The 18,122-nt window shown below is 34.8% G+C and carries 20 protein-coding genes and 1 riboswitch; of the genes, 3 read left to right on the top strand and 17 right to left on the bottom strand.

The features are described 5' to 3' along the window. Positions 1-174: 174 nt before the first annotated feature. From V4538_12160 to V4538_12170, 3 genes are all read right to left on the bottom strand, one after another. Positions 175-1,425, bottom strand: coding sequence for a homoserine dehydrogenase (locus V4538_12160; protein MES2381790.1), 1,251 nt, complete (start codon positions 1,423-1,425; stop codon positions 175-177). 12 nt (positions 1,426-1,437) lie between these two features. Continuing rightward, on the bottom strand, positions 1,438-2,604 hold the full coding sequence (locus tag V4538_12165; GenBank protein MES2381791.1) for a PLP-dependent aspartate aminotransferase family protein: 1,167 nt from the start codon (positions 2,602-2,604) through the stop codon (positions 1,438-1,440). A gap of 195 nt (positions 2,605-2,799) precedes the next feature. Beyond that, positions 2,800-2,906: riboswitch (SAM riboswitch) on the bottom strand. A 195-nt stretch (positions 2,907-3,101) separates the two neighbouring features. Next, positions 3,102-4,784: a CocE/NonD family hydrolase gene (locus V4538_12170; GenBank protein ID MES2381792.1), complete on the bottom strand. Its 1,683-nt coding sequence runs from the start codon at positions 4,782-4,784 to the stop codon at positions 3,102-3,104. A 313-nt stretch (positions 4,785-5,097) separates the two neighbouring features. On the opposite strand from V4538_12170, the gene V4538_12175 reads away from it, so the two are divergent. Beyond that, complete coding sequence (locus V4538_12175) at positions 5,098-5,364, top strand: hypothetical protein (GenBank protein MES2381793.1); 267 nt, start codon at positions 5,098-5,100, stop codon at positions 5,362-5,364. Between the two features lie 112 nt (positions 5,365-5,476). Here V4538_12175 and V4538_12180 read toward each other — a convergent pair whose 3' ends face one another. From V4538_12180 to V4538_12235, 12 genes are all read right to left on the bottom strand, one after another. Next, positions 5,477-6,208, bottom strand: a complete 732-nt coding sequence (locus V4538_12180; GenBank protein MES2381794.1) for a hypothetical protein — start codon at positions 6,206-6,208, stop codon at positions 5,477-5,479. A 46-nt stretch (positions 6,209-6,254) separates the two neighbouring features. Then, entirely contained in the window at positions 6,255-6,566 is a 312-nt protein-coding gene (locus V4538_12185; protein MES2381795.1) for a hypothetical protein, read from the bottom strand. Positions 6,567-6,568: 2 nt separating this feature from the next. Beyond that, positions 6,569-7,177, bottom strand: coding sequence for a hypothetical protein (locus V4538_12190; protein MES2381796.1), 609 nt, complete (start codon positions 7,175-7,177; stop codon positions 6,569-6,571). 31 nt (positions 7,178-7,208) lie between these two features. Then, positions 7,209-7,640, bottom strand: a complete 432-nt coding sequence (locus tag V4538_12195) for a hypothetical protein (protein ID MES2381797.1) — start codon at positions 7,638-7,640, stop codon at positions 7,209-7,211. Positions 7,641-7,667: 27 nt separating this feature from the next. Then, the gene (locus V4538_12200; GenBank protein ID MES2381798.1) at positions 7,668-7,988 is read right to left on the bottom strand and encodes a hypothetical protein; all 321 of its coding nucleotides are present in this window, start codon (positions 7,986-7,988) and stop codon (positions 7,668-7,670) included. 119 nt (positions 7,989-8,107) lie between these two features. Further along, positions 8,108-8,527, bottom strand: a complete 420-nt coding sequence (locus V4538_12205; GenBank protein ID MES2381799.1) for a VOC family protein — start codon at positions 8,525-8,527, stop codon at positions 8,108-8,110. A gap of 130 nt (positions 8,528-8,657) precedes the next feature. After that, complete coding sequence (locus tag V4538_12210) at positions 8,658-9,629, bottom strand: tetratricopeptide repeat protein (GenBank protein ID MES2381800.1); 972 nt, start codon at positions 9,627-9,629, stop codon at positions 8,658-8,660. Between the two features lie 138 nt (positions 9,630-9,767). Beyond that, complete coding sequence (locus V4538_12215) at positions 9,768-11,156, bottom strand: SulP family inorganic anion transporter (GenBank protein MES2381801.1); 1,389 nt, start codon at positions 11,154-11,156, stop codon at positions 9,768-9,770. Positions 11,157-11,204: 48 nt separating this feature from the next. Further along, on the bottom strand, positions 11,205-11,627 hold the full coding sequence (locus V4538_12220) for a hypothetical protein (protein MES2381802.1): 423 nt from the start codon (positions 11,625-11,627) through the stop codon (positions 11,205-11,207). 134 nt (positions 11,628-11,761) lie between these two features. Further along, positions 11,762-13,135, bottom strand: a complete 1,374-nt coding sequence (locus tag V4538_12225) for a HAMP domain-containing sensor histidine kinase (protein ID MES2381803.1) — start codon at positions 13,133-13,135, stop codon at positions 11,762-11,764. A 4-nt stretch (positions 13,136-13,139) separates the two neighbouring features. Then, positions 13,140-13,838, bottom strand: a complete 699-nt coding sequence (locus V4538_12230) for a response regulator transcription factor (GenBank protein MES2381804.1) — start codon at positions 13,836-13,838, stop codon at positions 13,140-13,142. A 183-nt stretch (positions 13,839-14,021) separates the two neighbouring features. Beyond that, positions 14,022-14,573 carry a hypothetical protein gene (locus V4538_12235; protein ID MES2381805.1) on the bottom strand — a complete coding sequence of 184 codons (552 nt, stop codon included), beginning with the start codon at positions 14,571-14,573 and terminating at the stop codon, positions 14,022-14,024. Positions 14,574-14,847: 274 nt separating this feature from the next. On the opposite strand from V4538_12235, the gene V4538_12240 reads away from it, so the two are divergent. Beyond that, entirely contained in the window at positions 14,848-15,234 is a 387-nt protein-coding gene (locus V4538_12240; protein ID MES2381806.1) for a hypothetical protein, read from the top strand. Positions 15,235-15,455: 221 nt separating this feature from the next. Further along, positions 15,456-16,232: a hypothetical protein gene (locus V4538_12245; protein ID MES2381807.1), complete on the top strand. Its 777-nt coding sequence runs from the start codon at positions 15,456-15,458 to the stop codon at positions 16,230-16,232. Between the two features lie 493 nt (positions 16,233-16,725). Here the strand turns inward: V4538_12245 and V4538_12250 are convergent, their stop codons facing one another. Both V4538_12250 and V4538_12255 read right to left on the bottom strand, forming a co-directional pair. Beyond that, on the bottom strand, positions 16,726-17,019 hold the full coding sequence (locus tag V4538_12250) for a hypothetical protein (GenBank protein ID MES2381808.1): 294 nt from the start codon (positions 17,017-17,019) through the stop codon (positions 16,726-16,728). 119 nt (positions 17,020-17,138) lie between these two features. Next, positions 17,139-17,987, bottom strand: coding sequence for a hypothetical protein (locus V4538_12255; GenBank protein ID MES2381809.1), 849 nt, complete (start codon positions 17,985-17,987; stop codon positions 17,139-17,141). Positions 17,988-18,122 lie beyond the last annotated feature (135 nt).

Below are 18,122 nucleotides of genomic sequence, written 5' to 3' on the forward strand. Positions count from 1 at the left end.
GGGCTGCTAATTCAGCCCTTCGATGGATAAATATACAAATGTATTTTAAAACGCAAAATTTTACTGGTTGGTGAGGACACTAACCACGGACAAAAAAAATACTTTTTTGTCCGTGACAAATATCTCTATGGTCGTCAATGGTTGTGTCTCCCGACCAACCATTAACCAGTTTTTTTAAGCAAATGCATGTTCTTCTATTGCTTCTTTATTGCTAAATGCAGTGGTATTACTATTTGCTATTTCAAAAAGTATAATAGAGGTTTCTGCATTCGGTCTTTCATTAATTTGTTTCAGATACTTGAGTGAAATAGTACCAATAATAAAACCCGATTCATGGTTAAGGTATGATTCATTGATGGTTTCAAAATATTTTTTAAACTCGCTGCCATAAGCTAAATCATGGCGTAAAAATATTTTGAGCATAATGTCTGATTCATTGGCTAATGTTTCCTTTTGATTTAGTTTTTTATACTCATACCTGTAATCATAACTCAGTGCTGAAATATCGGATAATACGGCTGAAGCTGTTGGATAAGCGCCTGCTCCTTTACCCACAAAAAACTGTACATCGCTGAAATAGGACTTTGTTTTTACCCCATTGAATACATCATCAACTGAAAATAGCTTGTCGCTTTTATGAATGAATTTTGGCAATACAAATGATCTTATTTTACCATCGGCTGTTTTTTCGGCATAGGCAACCAGTTTTATTTTTAAACCTTTTTCGCGGGCATAGTTTAATTCGAGTTCACCAATTTTATCTATTCCTATATTGTAAATATCGTTGGGTTTGGCTACCACGCCAAAGGCATGGGCAATTAACAGCAGCAGCTTATATTTAGCATCAAAGCCACCTGTGTCCATTATGGGGTTAGACTCTGCATAACCTTTTTGTTGTGCTTGCAGTAAAGCATCGGCATACGAAATATTTTCTTCTGATGTTTTGGTGAGTATATAGTTGGTAGAGCCATTTACAATGCCTTCAATAGATTCTAATAAATCGTTGTCATAGTATTCTTCTAAATTACGAATAATCGGAATGCTGGCACAGCAGGCTGCTTCGTATAGCAGCGGAACATTGTATTGCCTTTGTAATTGCAGTAACTCTTCAAAATGTTCTGCAATCATTTTTTTGTTGGCCGTTACTACAGCCTTGCCTTTTTGCAAAGCCGTTTTTACAATTTCAAATGCTGCATCGGTATCGTCAATTAACTCCACAATGGTATTGATGCTATCATCATTAAAAATATCATGCTTATCAAAAGTGAAATGATGCGCAGGTATTTGCCTTTGTTTGTTTTTATCTTTTACACAAATGCGTTTGATGTTTGCTTTTAGTCCGGGTGTTTTTTCCAACACTTCGTACAGTCCATAACCTACACAACCAAAACCAAATAAGCCTATTGTTAAATCTTTTCTATTCATTGGTTGTATGTTTTATGCAGTGAACGATAATTTTTTTGTTGCAGAACGAATGGCAGTTTGCAAATCGCTGATTAAGTCTTCAACATCTTCCAGTCCAACCGACAAACGGATTAAGCTATCTGTAACACCTGATTGGTAGCGCTTTTCAACCGGAATTGATTTGTGGGTCATTTCGCAGGGAAGGCATATTAAACTTTTTACACCACCTAAACTTTCGGCCAGTTTAAAGTATTTTGTACTGCTTACAATTTGAGTGGCCAGCTCTTTGTCATCTATTTTTAAATCGAAGGTAACTACGCCACCAAAATATTTTTGTTGCTGTTTGGCTATGTGGTGGTTGGTGTGTTGTGTTAGTCCCGGGTAGTACACATTGTTTACAATATCCTGTGTCAATAAAAACTCTGCTATACGTTGTGCATTTTCTGAGTGTTGCTTTACGCGTAAGGGCAGGGTTTCTATTCCACGTATTACCAACCAACTGTCAAACGGGGCTAATATGGCTCCTGAAGCATTTTGAATGAACTTAATTTTTTCGCCTAATTCAGTTGTATTGGTAACTACTAAACCGGCTATTAAATCGCTGTGTCCGGCTAAGTATTTGGTAGCGGAGTGAATGACTATATCTGCTCCTAAATCAATTGGTTTTTGTGAGGCAGGTGAAGCAAATGTATTGTCAACACACAATAAAGTATTGTTTGCTTTGGCTATTTTAGCAATGGCTGCAATGTCGGCAATTTTAAGTGTTGGGTTGGTTGGCGACTCTAACCATATCAATTTTGTTTTATTGGTAATGGCATCAGCAATATTGTTTGCCTGTGTGGCATCCACATACTTTACGGTAATACCAAATTTTTCATAGATGTGTGTGAACAGCCTGAATGCACCACCATAAATATCGTCAACGGCTACAATTTCATCGCCTGTTTGTAATAGCTTTACTACGGCATCAATGGCGGCAAGCCCACTTGCAAATGCGTAACCGTTTGTTCCATTTTCTAAGGTGGCTATTAAGTCTTCTACTACTTTTCTTGTAGGGTTGTTACTGCGGGCATAGTCGTAACCTTTGTTTACACCGGGTGCTTCCTGCACGTAGGTTGATGTTTGGTAAATAGGGGTTGAAACGGCTCCGGTTAGTTTGTCAACGGGGATGCTGTGCAGAATTTTTGTAGTGTCTTTCATTTGTGTTTTGAATTAAGTTGTTAAACATTTTTTATGTTCTTTCATCCCGATACTATCGGGAAAACTTATCCAAAACGGCTGGTAGAAATAACCTTGCGAAAAAGCCTTTAAACTAAAAAAGCTCTTCCGACAGGTCAGAAGAGCTTTTAATATATTTCCCTATGCATCGGGATATTTTATTATTGACTATTTTCTAACTTATCTATCTCTAATTACTTAGAGTTGAATTTGGCACCTTCCTACTTTCGTAGGGGTTGTCAAGACTTCATCGGGTCAATTCCCTCTGTCTTTCTGGATAAGAATATTTATTAAGAACGCGTGGCAAACATAACAATATAAAAATGAATCGACCAAATTTTTTTTATAAAAAAAATTATGTGGGTTTAAATTGGGGGCTTTATAGGAACGGATAAATAGTTGTTTATGTAGGGCTTTAGCACTAGCAAATTGGTCCTGTATTTTATACTTTATAATGTTTTAAATATTACACTTGTCTTTCACTCTATCCATACAGGAATATTTATATAGCTGTCGTTGTACCAATTTATATGCAAAGGTTCATTAGCATCTTTTATAGTTTCGTCTGCTACATTTTTACCCGAGCCATAATTAATTATTTCAAAAGGATGTTTGTTAATGTTTAAAAGAATAACCAACTTACTTCCTTTGCTTATTTTTTTACTGATTAAGTGTGTATTTGAAAATGGTATTGTTTCTTTTTGATTTGGTTTTAGCAGGGTTCTTTTGCTGTTGTTTTTTGTGAAACTAGCACGGCCAATATATCGGGTAAGGAAAAAATATTTTCCATCGGCCTGCAGTTCATATAAAGCCATTGAAATATCCAGATCTTTTTTGTTGATGGCTGCACTTAGTTGCCCTGTAAATGAGCCATTTATTGAAAAGTCTTTTTCAAATGTTTTTGTTGAAAACACTAATCCATTACTGGTGTCAAGTGCGTCAAAAACAATTGTTGGCGTAAAGTAATTGTTTTGATTTTGTCTGTCTTTAAAATCTACTGTTTGTGAAATACTGCTTGTTGTTTTTGGTTTTTGGGAGTCGAGTGTATGATTATTCAAATAAAAGGTCAACGTATCGTTATTCATTTTGGATAAGGATTCAACATGTTTCCATTCATTACTTCCCATTACCTGATAATTTATTTTGTTTTTCAGAAGGGCAGGTTTTTTACCATTTTTTAAAATATAGTTGAGCCACTGAAAAGCCAAATCCTGCATACTTATATTTGCAACCGAGTCAATATTATATCCCATTAAGTTTGAAGATGCATAGCGTTGCCCACCCCAATGGTCATAAGGCCCAACAACAAAATAATGATTGGCTTTTTTGTTGTATTGGTTATGCAGTTTAAAGTATTGCAAAGCACTTAATTCTGCACCGTCATAATAACCGGTTGTGCTTAAAACTGGAATGTTGATGTTGGCAAATTCTTTTGGTGTTGGAACTAATAATTTCCAAAAATCGTCATAGGAAGGGTGTTGTAACCATTTCTGGAATATTGGGTTTGGTTGTCCTGCCAAACTATCTAAACTACGGAATGAAAGACCTTTTTCAAACCATTCAAATACTAAACCATTTCTTAATGGTTGGAATTTATAAATATTGTCATTTGCCCAATTGAGTATGTTTGTAGTAGGTACATTATTTTCCATGGGCATGTCAAATCCGGGCATTACAGCAACTTGTGGTACAATGGTTTTTAAAGCGGGATGTAGTTTTTTTGTAGTTGCCCATTGCGAAAAACCAGTATAGCTTCCTCCGTACATGCCCACTTTACCGTTGCACCATGGTTGCTTACTTATCCAATCAATGATGTCGTAAATGTCTGTTGCTTCATGTTCAAATGGGGCATAATTCTTTAAATCTGACCGGATACCACGGGCATAGGCAACTACACCAACATAATCTTTATCGGCCGATCTCTTTCCAAGTATGGCATCTCCTTTACCTTGATAATAGGTTGTATAAAAAAGAATGGTTGGCAGGGGTAGGGTATCTGTTTGCTTACGAACAATAATAGCAGAAATAGGTATCCCACTTTTTGTTGGAATTAATATGCTGTCTTGTACAATATAGCAACTGTCGGGCAAAGCTTGTTTTTGGGCAAAAGCTGTTGTAACGCTGCTTAATAAAAGTAAAAATATATAAATATAATGCTGCATTATTTTGTCTTCTTATTGTTTGTCCGGTGGTATTTAAAATACCTTCTACTGTTTTTGCTTGTTTGTTTTTAGGTGTTCAAAATTTTTGGTATTGGTAAAATAGTGTAGCACCAGAATTAAAACAATGGTTGATGCAAACAAAACTTTTTGAATGATGGCGAGGTACTCGCGAAAATAACTGGAGCCATACATAAAAAGGGTACTATAAAAAACAAGAAGATAAAGGACGCACAGTAATTTTAAAAAATGCAGTTGTGATTTTAAAATAAAAACGGTGATATAAAATATACTTACCAAAAACAGGATACTGGCTATGATAACCATTATATTATGTAATGGTGTTGCTATTAAAAAGGTAAATAACATGCCTGCTGCACCCAAATATTTAACCACATTGGCGGCATTTTGTATTGGTATTTTCTTTGAAAAATCAATAAAGAACAGGGCAAAACTAATGGATAGAAAAATCATTCCGACAGTAGCCCAGGGCCGTGATGCATTATCTGAACCATTTATAGCTTTTGCTTCAAACAGATTGCTTATAAAATTTTCTGACCAGTTAAAACCAATTGAATTATAGTTAAATATGGAACCTCCCGGATAAACCATTGTAGCAATTAGCATAAGGAATACTGAAAGAGTTACTCCTGATAATATGGAATGTTTTTTTAGCATTTTATATTTGATTGATGTTATTGCATATAAGGTTGAATATTTCCTTGAATAGTGTCGTTGATTTGTACTTTATATTTTATGGCGGGTTTGTTTTTAACCAGGTAATCTTCAAATGCATAATAACAACTTGTAGCTGCTTTAATGTCCAACTCGTTTGCATTGTCCCAGCGAATATCGGTGAAGCAGTCAAAGTCGTATTTTGATATGTAAAAATTACCAAATTTAGGAATGCTGTCGCCTTGGTTAATAACCGATATGTTTAAAAAGTAATTGCCGTTTACGGGTTTAACATATTTATAAACTATCAAGTCGTATTGCCCATTTGGTGAGGTACTGCGGTAAAATATTTTGCGTTGAAATGATGAGTCAATCGGATCAGTTTGTATTACTTTTATTACCACTCCGTTTATCATGGTATCGTTTAGGTTTGATTTGTTATTACTGATAAACTCGGTGAATTTCTCTGCAATCATAATGGTGTCGTTACCGTTCCAGTATATGCTATCTATGTCTAAGCTTGAAAAGGACTTGTTTGCACCTTGTGTAAAGCTATCAGTAGCATTCATGATGGTGGTGAAAGATGTTCGGCTGCCATCCCAGGCGCCTTGTTCAAAACGGTATGTTAAAAGGTATTTAGCACCGTTAGGGGAATAAACTCTTGCTATTTCGGTATAGGTTCCGGGTGAATTGATAAAGCTGCAGCCTGCAAGCGTTAATGTAATGATTAATATAATTAAAGTTAATCTCAATGTTTGTTAGTTATAAATGGTCGTAAACCAAAACATACATGTACTATTATACGGTGCGTTTATTTTGGTATGGTTTTTTATTTAGCTTGTATAAATAAATGAGTCCTGAAGATATTATCCAAAGTATTACAAAATAGAAGAGTAGTGTTAAATAAAGCCCCCCTTCATCGGGCCTTTTTATTATATCATTAATGGCAATTGCCGGTAGCAAACAAAAAAACTCTATTACTATTTTTATATTGGTTGAACTTCTTGAGGCATTAGCAAATGCATATCCGCTATGTAAATAAGTAAAACTAAGTAGCAGATACATGATACCTATAAGTAAGGATGTGTATATTATTTTCTTATGATTCATTTTTAATTTCGTGGAAAGGTAACATAAGTATAAGTAAATCTTAGCGTTTTGTTTGTTTGTCCGGCTGAATTTAACTCTGTTAATGTTTCTATATTATTAAAGTCGTTATAGGTAATATTTATTTTTTTCCAGCCGTCCGCAATTTGTTCAATTCTATTTTGATTGTCATAAACAAAGCTGCTTGAATAAATAGTTGAAGGACCGGAAATGGAGTAATTGGTAATTCTTCCGTCCTTGTCGTAAGTCATGGTATAATTGCTCCTTAAGTTTGCTTGCAGATGTTTATTTTCAATTTTGATGTTTGTTTGTCCTGCTTGTCCTGTTAGTTGTTCGCGGTCAGGAAAATAATAGGGGAAACGAAAATGGTCATTACAAAAGTTGATGTTGAACTTTGGCTTTAAACTATCAGGTGTATTACCGCAGGCTGTTTGGTAAATTATTTTATTTTTCGGAATAGAGTCTGATGGGTCGTTCTGGTAAACGGTTACCGAGTCAACTCCCTGCCATTGATTTTCATTTTTTTGATTGGAAACAGTGGTTTGCCCGCAGGAAATTATACAAATGCTTGTTAACAGGATGCTTACTGTTTTAGTGATTGTGCTACTATGCATTTTCTTTTACTTCAAAAAGTCTAAATGTATTTTATGGTTTAATAATAATGTATGGCCTCACACATTCAGGCAAATCATTGGTGGTTTTGATGGCTTTGTTCATAAACAAATTAATAATTACGCCTTTGCCGTTTATATTACCAATAATCAGCAATTGTTCGTAGGTATCTATTTTTGTGACATAGCCAACCAAGTCATTATTAACAACTGAAACCTTAATTTTGGTAGGGCTTTTAAGTTGTAGCAATAACTCTTTCTGGCGTTTGGGTAAATCTGTCAATGATTCATAAGTCCAGGTAAAAACATAGTCACTACACTTAATCATATTGCCTTTTGTTTGGCAGTTAGCCGGTGCCATAAAATGTTTACCACAAAACTCGCTCGAGTCTGCCGTTTGCCCTAACAATATGTTTGAACAGGCTGTCAGTATAACAGCGAGTATCAATTGTTTAATTGTTTTCATATGTGTGTTGGTTTAAAGGTCATGGTTTTATTTGGAAATATAATTTGTATAAAAAGTACCTGTTCCTTTAGCATCAAGCCGCCCAACAATTACCTCTTCGGAGCTGGCTGATAGTTCCAGTTTTGGCCGCAGGTGAATATGTTCTCTTGCACCTGTTGGCAATCCTGTTACATTATTCTGGTTGAGTTCGGCTAGCTGTATTAAAAGTTTTGCCAACGATTTAAGTCCTTCCGGATCGCCATGGATTAGTACTTCTTTCCATTGCATTTTTTCGCCATCCAGTTCATCTTCGTTTTCATTAACAATAATATCTAAGTGCCCACTTATTACTGATTTATATGAATCCATTGTTTTGTTCCTTTATTGTATTTACCAACTTTAACAAGTGGTTGGTGAGGACACCAACCACGGGCGAAACAGTTTCTTATGCTGTCCTTGGTTGTGTCTCCTGACCAACCAACAAAATATTATTGTTTAACCTGATGGTTAATCATCCACGTCATTCCGAATTTGTCGGTAAACATACCAAAGTAATCGCCCCAAGGAGCTGTACTCATAGGCATTGTAATTTTACCACCAACGGAAAGGCTGTTAAATAACTTATCAGCCGTTTCTTTATTATCAGGATGGAATGATAAGGAGAAGTTATTACCGGCCTTAAAAGCTTCGCCCATAAAAGGTAAATAGTCGTTGCCCATTAGTTTTATATTATCGGGGCCTTCCAGTGCTATATGCATAATTTTGTTCTTGTCCGCGTCCGACATCTGATCTGCATTTGGGGCGTCACCAAAACGTTGCAGGTTGGTAATGGTTCCATTTAAAGCGGTTTTATAAAAATCAAAAGCTTCTTCGGTGTTTCCATTAAAAGTAATGTAAGCTGTAATCATAATTATGGTTTTTAGTTTTTTATGTATGCATAACAAATGTAAACAACGGCTGATAAAAACTATTACATCTTTTTTGTATTTTACTTTGGTTGAAAATCCAACCAAAGAATAAAATACCTCTTTCTGTTAGCTATTTATTTACCACTTTTGCGGTCTTAAAAAACTGAATCCATTTGTCTTTTAACTCTGCCGGAACTGTAGCTTGTTTAACAGCACGGAAGTTTGTGTAAAGCGATGTTTTACCTTGAACAATATACCAAAGTTGTGATTCAGGTGTTTTGTCATTTTTAAAGCCGGGTGCTTCAATGGTGAAAATTATCCAAGGGTATTCTGCTGATTCGTCCTTTTCAATAAATGTTAGTTTTGCTTTTGATGAGTTTAATTTGGCTTGCTCAAACATCATATTCATGGCCTTATCCATAGGAATGTTTTTTGCACCTTTAATGGACATCATACTACCAAACTCTGTCCATTTCTCCAATGTTTCGTTTGTATGAATTAATTCGAGCATAGCCATTTCATCCGTTTCCTGGCTATTACCTACTTTCCAATTTTCACTTTCAGGCCAGTTCAGCATTAACGATTCTCCCTCTAGTTGTTCGTTACCACAAAACTGGGCTATATATTTATCTGCCTGTTTATCGCCCATTTCTTTGGCGTAAACAAAATCTTCACAAGCCCCTTTTTTATTACCTGTTTGCGCACGTATTTGCCCACGCAGGGTTAATGCATTGGGTGTTTTGGCGTCTAATTCAATAGTCTTGTCCAAGTCGGGTAGTGCCTCCGCATACTTTTGCAGGCTAACAAAAACAGCAGCTCTGCTGTAATAAGCTTCTACAAATTTTGGGTCCAGTTCAATGGTTTTGCTAAAGTCTGCCATGGCCGATTTATAATCTTTTAAAGCCAGTTCACAATTACCACGATTATAATAAGCGTCTTTGTTTGCTTTATCTTCTTTTATGGACTTGTCGTACTCTTTAATAGCTCCTTTATAGTCTTGTTGTTTATGTTTTGCAATTCCGTTTTGAAAATGCTCTTGCGAGGTTTGCCCAAAAGCAGCCAAGGTACAAATAAGGGTAAGTGTGGTTAGTATTTTTTTCATTCTTTATAGTGTTGCTGTTACAGTGTAAGTTCAGAAGTACTTTATAGTCTGTATAAACAAATATAATTGAAAAACTCAAAACAAAAACGGCCACCTTTTCAGGCAGCCGTTACACATTTAACATTTTAAAGCAAACAATTATGATGTTAATAGATGTGGTTTCTTTCTGAAAATGTATTTAACAACAAAATAGATAATTAATGCTGATAATACGCCTGTTAAAAAATCTGTCATTGGCACCATAACAGCGGTATACAACATCATGGAAAATTCAAATTTACCTAAGTGTTTTATCTCTTTTATTTCGGATGGTTTAATCATATTACTGGCTACCCATACTAAAATACCACCAATACAAGCCATAGGGATTAACTCTAAGTATTGTGCTAAAAAGTAGGCCATGGTTAGTTTTAAAATAGCTTTAAAGTATCCGGCTAAAGGTGTTTGTGCACCTGCTTTAATACTTGTTGCAGTACGTGCCAATGCACCTGTACACGGAAACCCTTGAACCAATGGAGTAATAATTTGCACCAAGCCTTGTCCAAAAAATTCTTTATCGGGGTTAAAAGGTGTTTTTTTATTGTTGGCTAATTTGTCTGCCATGGATGAGCATAAAATACTCTCCACTCCGGAAACAAATACGATGGCACATACAAAATATACTATATCTAATAATACACTTGCACTAAACGATGGCAACGATGGTGCAGTAAAAACAAAAAAGTTGTTGGGGATTGAACCATATAAATCTTTTACCAATATAATGTTTTTATCAGCAAGCAAAGTAGCAGATAGTACGGTTGCAACACCCATTGCAATAACGGGCCCCGGTATAAAAACAGAAATACGTAATAAAACTTTGGTTAACACAAAGGTCATAATGCCTAACAAAATAGACCAGCCATTTATTAAATGCATATTAGAAAAAGCGGTTCTTAAATTATGAATAAGTCCGCCTTTTATTTCTTCGTCTTGCCCTAATAAATCTTTGAACGATTCAATGCCGAGTATATCTTCTAAATTGGTTAATGCAATGGCAACGGCTATACCAATGGTAAAGCCAACAATAATAGAGTTGGGTACCAGCTTGGCAAAACGACCAAAACCGTAAATACCCATGATCATTAATATAATACCGGCAATCATGGAAACAAGAATTAAGAAACCATGTGCTGCTTCAAAAGTGCCACCGCCTGCTACTCCGTATTTGGTAATTAAAGCGGCAATAACGGGAATAAATGCTGCTGTGGGTCCATATACCTGGTACTTTGAGCCACCAAAGGTACGGCCTATTACACAGGCTAATGCACCTGCTATAATACCATGTTCGGGGCGCATGCCCATTGCCATGGCAAAACCCATTGCCATAGGTATGGCGGTCATGGCAACAATTAATCCGGCACTAAAATCTTTGTAAATTGTTTTAGCCCAATTGTCTTTGGTAAGGTCTTCCCATCTTGAATCGAAGAAGGTGAAGAATAGCTTTAAACGGCTTATTGGTGTTTTTGGAAATGTATTTTTGTTCATGTTTTATAAAATTTAATACAACGTGTGTGAATGAATGGGAAAGGAGGTTTACTCCACTTCGGTAAAGGGGAGTGTTGTTTTGCGTAACAATGGAATAGGGTTAAATGCCTGATTGGGCGTTTTTAATTTGTACGTTTTGGGTACATAAATGGCCTCTATATTGTTTGCCTTACAAAAGTTATTGAGTGCATTGGTGTTTACGCCATGAAATATCTTGATGTCAATTTTTTCAAGCGAGGCTTCGAACCTGTTTTTGAGTATTTCTAAAGCCTCTTGAAACTCTGGTGTGTTAAGTGCTGTAATAACTTTTGTATGGGAGTAAAACAATAAGTCTGAAATGGAATCACTGAGGTATTCAGCATACATCAACACAACTCTTATGGGGGTGTTTGTATTGTTTTCTAACACCACTTTTAATGTATGCAGGGAGGCGGTTTGAAAATCAATAGGTATTAAAATAGTTTTGGCCATAACTTAAGCATTAAGAAATATGGAGGCAAAGCTATGGTGGCTAAATTAGCAGGGTATAAGGATGAGATTAGAATTTGATAAGAATAAAAATGAATCGCTTTTCAAGCGGTTCACTTTAAGGTAACAGATGGTAGTTACACAACCATTACCGGAATTTTTATTTGCACAGTTGTTCCTTCATTTTGTACGGAACTAACCAGCACTTGCCCTTTGTGTAAGTGAATAATATTACGGGTTAGTGGCAGGCCTATTCCGTAACCTTCAAACAAAGTGGTATTGGATGCCCTGAAAAAGGGGTCGTAAATAAATGGAATATCGGTTTTAGGAATACCTATTCCGTTGTCCTGAATGCTTACTATAACATATGTATTGCTCGATGCTATTTGTACGGTTACAGGTTTGTTGTTAGAGTATTTGCAGGCATTGTTTAGTATATTGGCAAAGGCAAGGTTTAATAGTTGTTTGTTGCCTGCTAACTTTAGCTTGGTAGGGTCTTCGGGTAGTAAACTTAAATCTACCATAATTTTGTTATTGGGATTCAGTCTGTCTATAATGGCTTTTGTTTCCCAAATAATTTCGTCCATCCTTATTCTTTCAAACGTAATGGCCTGGCCTTTGTAGCCTGTTTGTGCTAAAAATAAAAGAGATTGGGTAATCTCGTTTAAGCGCTCGGCTTGTTGCAATATGTTTTGAATGGCTTTAATATACTCTCCCGGATTTCTTTCTTTTAACAAGGTAACATCGGCCTCGCCAATGATAGCGGTTAATGGCGTGCCTAACTCATGCGATGCATTGCTGATAAAGTTTTTCTGTGTTTCAAAAGCGGTTTCAACCCTATCGAGCAAACCATTAAAAGTATTGGTAAGTTCACTTATTTCGTTGCTGGTGGCGTAGTTACTTTCTAAACGCAGGTGAATGTTTTCGGTGCTTATTTGTTTTACCTTATCGGTTATGTTTTTAATGGGGTAAAAAATAGATTTGGAAAAGTAAACGGAAAAGGCGGCCACAATGAGTATAACCATAGAAATACCGGCAATGAGAATATTGCGGACAAAACTAAGGTGATGGGATACATAATAGTTTTCGGCCGATACAATAACGAGGTATTGTTTGTTTAGCTTTTGGTGTTTGGCTCCTGCATATAATATATTGCCTTTTTTCGATTCGGCATTGCCGTTTTTGGTCAATGCTTCTATAAAATCAAGCGGAAGTTTATAGGTATCGGCTATATTGTTTAGTGTTGTTTGCGGAAGCAACTCTATGATGTATTCCTGTTCTTTTTCCAGCTTTTCCAGGTGCTTGGTTCTTAAAGCAATTAAATGGGTATTGTTTAAATCATCCACACTTAAATTGTATTGTGCGGCAATACTCACACGTGCTTGCAGGCGTTTGTAAAAATCGAGGTACGAAAATTTGTTTAAAGAGTAATAAATGGTTGCACCAAACAGTATAACCAATACAATGCTTATTAACCCTAAAATAATGGCCAGTTTGGTTTGTGTTTTCATAGGGTTATTTTAAAATATAACCCATGCCTACAACGGTATGAATTAATTTAGGTTCGTTATCGGTATCTATTTTTTTGCGCAGGTAGTTAATGTAAACATCTACCACGTTTGTTTCCATATTAAAATTAATATCCCAGGCACTTTCTAATATATCCATGCGCGATAATACTTTGCCTTTGTTTTTCATTAGTACTAAAAGCAAGCGGTATTCGGTGGCGGTTAGTGATATGGCGGTGCCATTGCGCGACACTGTTTTTGCATCATCGTTCACCACCAAATCGCCTACCACAAAGGTGTTTTTACTTTTATCGTTAGTGGGTTCATCTGTTTGTGAGGAGCGCCTGAGCAATGCATTGATGCGTGCATTGAGCTCAATAAACTTAAATGGTTTTACCAGATAATCATCAGCTCCGGTATTTAAGCCCAAGGCTATATTTTCTGAAGTGCCCAGTGCGGTTAAAAATAAAATAGGGGAGCTAATGTTGCGCAAACGCAACTCTTTGCATACCTCTATGCCATTCTTGTCGGGCAGCATAATGTCCAGTATAATAAGGTCGTAACCCGCATTTGTGGCCATAGCAATAGCCGTGTTTCCATCCAAAGCAACCGATACTTCATAGCCCACTTCCTCCAGTCCTTTTTTTATAAAAGCAACTACTTTAATTTCATCCTCTACTAAAAGTATTTTTTTGTTTGTATTCATTTCTTGCGTGTCAATGGTATGGCTAAAGCAATTTCAATTATAGCAAATAATAGTATTTTATTTAGTAACAAACGTAGAGACGTTGCATTGCAACGTCTTTAAACAATATTAATTAATCAGTTATAACATCATTAATAATGTAAAACAAAAAGACGTTGCATACAACGTCTCTACAAATAGTATTTAACTAAGTATGTATTCTCCATTGCTATCCTTTTTTAACTTTTGCGGAGTGTAGTTTGGAAACATTTTGTTATCCAGGTAAAAGGAAAGTCCGGCAATGGTGCTTGCTAAAACTAAGTTAATCATCATATCCGGCCCTCCGTCTGACTTGCTCATGCTTTGTGCAAAACCCACTATGGTCATTATACCACAAAAACGATAGATGGGTGCGTTGTACCGGGCTACTTCATAGGCAAAATAAGCTGCAAAAAATGGAACAATAAACACCAATAAAAGGGTCCATGCTTGCCCGGTTTGTATAGTTAAATTAAATACAAGCAGTATGCGCAACACAATGGACAAACCCAATAACCCCAATAATATATTATTGTATAGCTTATATTTCTCTTTGTTCTCTTTGGTTACTGTTCCGGTAATTAAAAGCGCAATGGCTTTGCTGTCGTAATACTGTTGCACTAATTCATTGTAAATTTCCTGGTCTGTTTTGTTGCTATCCCTGCTCTCTATAATAAATTGTTGTGCTGCTTTTCTGTCTAGTGATTTTTTACTCATTACTGTTGTTTATTAAATGGACTATGCACCCTGCATAAACAAATGTAATTTAAAAATACAAAACTTTTAGAAGTGTGGTTGGTAAGGACACCAAGCACGGATAAATGATTCCAAAGGAGTCAAATGTTAATATGAAGGAGGGCACTGCCTGCCTGTACGACCCCTTCGGGGTCGAATCCCTTTTTTTGTTGGGTATACTATATATATTTGACCTTTTCAAGGTCATGGGTGAGGACACCAACCACGGACAAAAGTAATTGAGAAAAAAAACAGTATGATTTATAGGTTTTTTATATTAACAATGGTCTTTGTTATAAGTAACTGTAATATCCAGAATAAAAAGCATAGACCAATTGTTATCAAAGGATATTATGAAATAGATAGTATCATTATAAGTAAGGATAGTTGTATTCTGGAAGGAATAGTTTTCGATAAGAGGTCAAATGAAAAATTAAACTATGGAATTGTTTATTTAGATTCTAACAAATATTTAGCTATGGTTGACAGTATTGGCGGGTTTCGCAAACAAGTGAAAGAGGGAAGCCATTCAATCATAATATCAGCTGTTGGATATAGTAAATTAAAAACAGATACTATAAATTTAAAAAACGGATATAAGTTTTTTATTAAATTTTATCTGGGGACAACAATTATAAGATAAACAATGAAATGCTTTTGGTTGTTAGTACGCACACCAACCACTCACAAGAAAGACTCCAAAGGAGTCAAATGTTAATAAGAAAGGGAGTACTGCCTGCCTGTACGACCCCTTCGGGGTCGAATACCTTTTTTGTTGGGTATACTATATATATTTGACCTTTTCAAGGTCATTGGTGCGGATACCAAGCACGGATAAATTGACTACTAATTGAGTATAAGAGTATGTATAAAGTATTAATTGTTTTTGTTTTCGTTTTGTTTTGTACAGTTACAAAAAGCCAGGTATTAATTTCTGTAAATTCAAAAAAGAAATTAGATACAATAGAAATTCGTATAAATTCAGATGATAGGATTATTCTTCTGGTTGATAGTAATAATAAACTATCAAAAATACATTCCATTAAATGTAATGAGTTAAATGGATTTCAATATTATCTAAATAAGTATTTTTTAGATTCAATAGTAAAATATTCAAATAATTTACCAACTAATGAAAAATATATTAGTTCTAGTAATGGGGAATTGAATAAAATATATCAGTCTGATGGCTCTATATTAGACTCCAATAATTTAAAATTACAGTTTCTTCATCCACAAAATGGAATCCAACTAAGACCTAAAGGTATTTTAAAATTATACGAATATGATTCATTGGGTAGAATAAGTATCATAAGTGATATAGATAGTAACTATAACAAGAATGGTGAAAGTATTAATGTTGATGAAGAGCTTCACATTTCCCAAATTCGCAATTGGCTTAATGACATTTCTATTTTTTTTGATAGTAATCGTAGAGGTATTGGTATATATGATTGCGGTATTTCGGGCAAAAGATATAATATATGGATATGGAATAGGTATAATGAATACAGAACCATAAGTGAAATAGATATTTATATTACTGATAGAACAACTAATGAAAGGGATAGTAAAACAATTAAGATTAAGAAGAGTGGAAAAGTTAAGGGCTTAAAAAGAAATGCTAATTTTATTTGGTAGAGTAGTCATTTAAACAAATATCGCTTCTCCCTTAACGGTATAGAATACATATTTGCAATGCACATTTTCCAAAACCATAACTATCTGGTAACTCCTTTATGGGCATTTTGAAAAAATTATAGGCATAAAGGAACTCCTTTATTGACATTTCAGAAAAATTATGGGCATCGGGACTCCATTTTTGACATTTAGGCAGCAAAAAAGGTATATTTATACTCCTATATACCCTTAAAAAGTGAATGAATGCCTATAAAGGAACTCCTTTATAGGTATTTCAACATGAAAATAGCAATAAAGGAGTTCCTTTATGCCTTGGGAACGTGATTCCCAGGGTACATAGGAGTTCCTTTCCTGACATTTTAACACGAAAATAGGGGTGTAGTAACTCCTTTATACCTTGGGAACGTGAATACATGCCTATATAGGAGTTGTTTTGTTAAACTTATAATGTATGAAAAAGTAATGAGTAGGTTGTAGCCAGCAGCACTGCTTACTAAATTTGAGTTGCCAATGCCCAGGTTGTGAATAAAACGGAAAGAATTATAATAAAAAGAAATTCTAAACGATTGATTCTTTTAATTTTTGTCTTGTCGTAAAAGGCTGAATTTTTAAAAAAGAAATCTAAAACTTTTGAGATAAGGAAAACCAATAAACCAAGTATTAAACAAAAGCTTAAACGATATAAATAAACCTCCCAAAAATTTTCTTTTAACATTAATTCCTGTTGTTCCTTTCCACCTAAAGAAAAAACAGAAGCCCAGAAAATAATGGCAACTTCAGCAAGCAAGAAAATAATTCTTAATAGGTAATAGAGGCTTTTCAATAGTATTATAAAGTTTGTTTAGTGTTTTGTTGAATACACACGCCAAATGCGTGCGCTAGCTAGGTTCAGTTATAGGTCTTGAATTAAGATAAGCGTGTAGATCGTCTTCTAGTCACTTCATACTTATGCATATTCTTAAAAATATCAACTTCCAGTTCAGTGTATGGTACTCCATTGTCAGCATCTGTATAAATTCTATTTTTACCGTCAAATTCTTCAATTACGTGTAATCCATTTTCAAACTTAATAATAACTTTTTCATTCTCTTTCATATCCTTTTCCATCAATTCCCTTTGTAACTCTTGAATTTGTTTATCTTTATCAAATATCATATTATTAAGCTCTTTCATTTCCGCTCTTAATTCGCTATATCTCATTTCGAAAATTTTCTGTTCATCATTTGCCATTTCATCTCTATGATTAAGTCGAGACTTAAATTCGTCAATTAATAATCTATCTTGTTTTTTTTCATTTTCATAATCATCTTGTAATTGTTTATTTTTCTCTTGAAGTTCCTCAACAAGTTTATTATGTGTATTTTTTTCTCTATATTCTGTTTTAGCTTCTTCTCGTTTAATTTCTTCTATGGCAATTTGTGTTTCATTATCAATTTTTTGCTTTTGCTTTTCCATCTGAATGGCATTTCGTTTCACTAGCGGAAATTTCAATAGTTCGTCAAATAGAAGATTTAAAAAAGGAAGAATTAAAACATAAAAGATAGCTGCTAATAATGGTAACAAAAGAACTAACACGATATTTGAAAACTCGGTTTCTATGTATTTAATTTTGTCCTCAATTATTTGTGAAGATAAAATGATAAATACAATTGGTTTCCAATTGAACAATACCCAAGAAGTTATAAAAGAGCCAATAAATGGATTCTTGACTCTATCTTCTGTTGTTTTAAAAATTGATTGTAAAAATTCTTTCATAGCTTAAATATTATTATATAATATCACCAGCAACATACTTACCCTTTTCCATTCATACAAGAGTAGAAATACCTTTTTTTAGTAGTAGAAATACTCTTTTTGCAAATGACAAAAGGGCATCAAACAAAAAAGGAT

Source organism: Bacteroidota bacterium, assembly GCA_040388375.1.
In the GTDB taxonomy this organism is placed as follows: domain Bacteria; phylum Bacteroidota; class Bacteroidia; order UKL13-3; family UKL13-3; genus JAAFJM01.

Coding starts and splice junctions, on each gene's coding strand:
- V4538_12160 (MES2381790.1), bottom strand. CDS start 1,425: ATGAATAGAAAAGATTTAACAATAGGCTTATTTGGTTTTGGTTGTGTA.
- V4538_12165 (MES2381791.1), bottom strand. CDS start 2,604: ATGAAAGACACTACAAAAATTCTGCACAGCATCCCCGTTGACAAACTA.
- V4538_12170 (MES2381792.1), bottom strand. CDS start 4,784: ATGCAGCATTATATTTATATATTTTTACTTTTATTAAGCAGCGTTACA.
- V4538_12175 (MES2381793.1), top strand. CDS start 5,098: ATGATAACCATTATATTATGTAATGGTGTTGCTATTAAAAAGGTAAAT.
- V4538_12185 (MES2381795.1), bottom strand. CDS start 6,566: ATGAATCATAAGAAAATAATATACACATCCTTACTTATAGGTATCATG.
- V4538_12190 (MES2381796.1), bottom strand. CDS start 7,177: ATGCATAGTAGCACAATCACTAAAACAGTAAGCATCCTGTTAACAAGC.
- V4538_12195 (MES2381797.1), bottom strand. CDS start 7,640: ATGAAAACAATTAAACAATTGATACTCGCTGTTATACTGACAGCCTGT.
- V4538_12200 (MES2381798.1), bottom strand. CDS start 7,988: ATGGATTCATATAAATCAGTAATAAGTGGGCACTTAGATATTATTGTT.
- V4538_12205 (MES2381799.1), bottom strand. CDS start 8,527: ATGATTACAGCTTACATTACTTTTAATGGAAACACCGAAGAAGCTTTT.
- V4538_12210 (MES2381800.1), bottom strand. CDS start 9,629: ATGAAAAAAATACTAACCACACTTACCCTTATTTGTACCTTGGCTGCT.
- V4538_12215 (MES2381801.1), bottom strand. CDS start 11,156: ATGAACAAAAATACATTTCCAAAAACACCAATAAGCCGTTTAAAGCTA.
- V4538_12220 (MES2381802.1), bottom strand. CDS start 11,627: ATGGCCAAAACTATTTTAATACCTATTGATTTTCAAACCGCCTCCCTG.
- V4538_12225 (MES2381803.1), bottom strand. CDS start 13,135: ATGAAAACACAAACCAAACTGGCCATTATTTTAGGGTTAATAAGCATT.
- V4538_12230 (MES2381804.1), bottom strand. CDS start 13,838: ATGAATACAAACAAAAAAATACTTTTAGTAGAGGATGAAATTAAAGTA.
- V4538_12235 (MES2381805.1), bottom strand. CDS start 14,573: ATGAGTAAAAAATCACTAGACAGAAAAGCAGCACAACAATTTATTATA.
- V4538_12240 (MES2381806.1), top strand. CDS start 14,848: ATGATTTATAGGTTTTTTATATTAACAATGGTCTTTGTTATAAGTAAC.
- V4538_12245 (MES2381807.1), top strand. CDS start 15,456: ATGTATAAAGTATTAATTGTTTTTGTTTTCGTTTTGTTTTGTACAGTT.
- V4538_12255 (MES2381809.1), bottom strand. CDS start 17,987: ATGAAAGAATTTTTACAATCAATTTTTAAAACAACAGAAGATAGAGTC.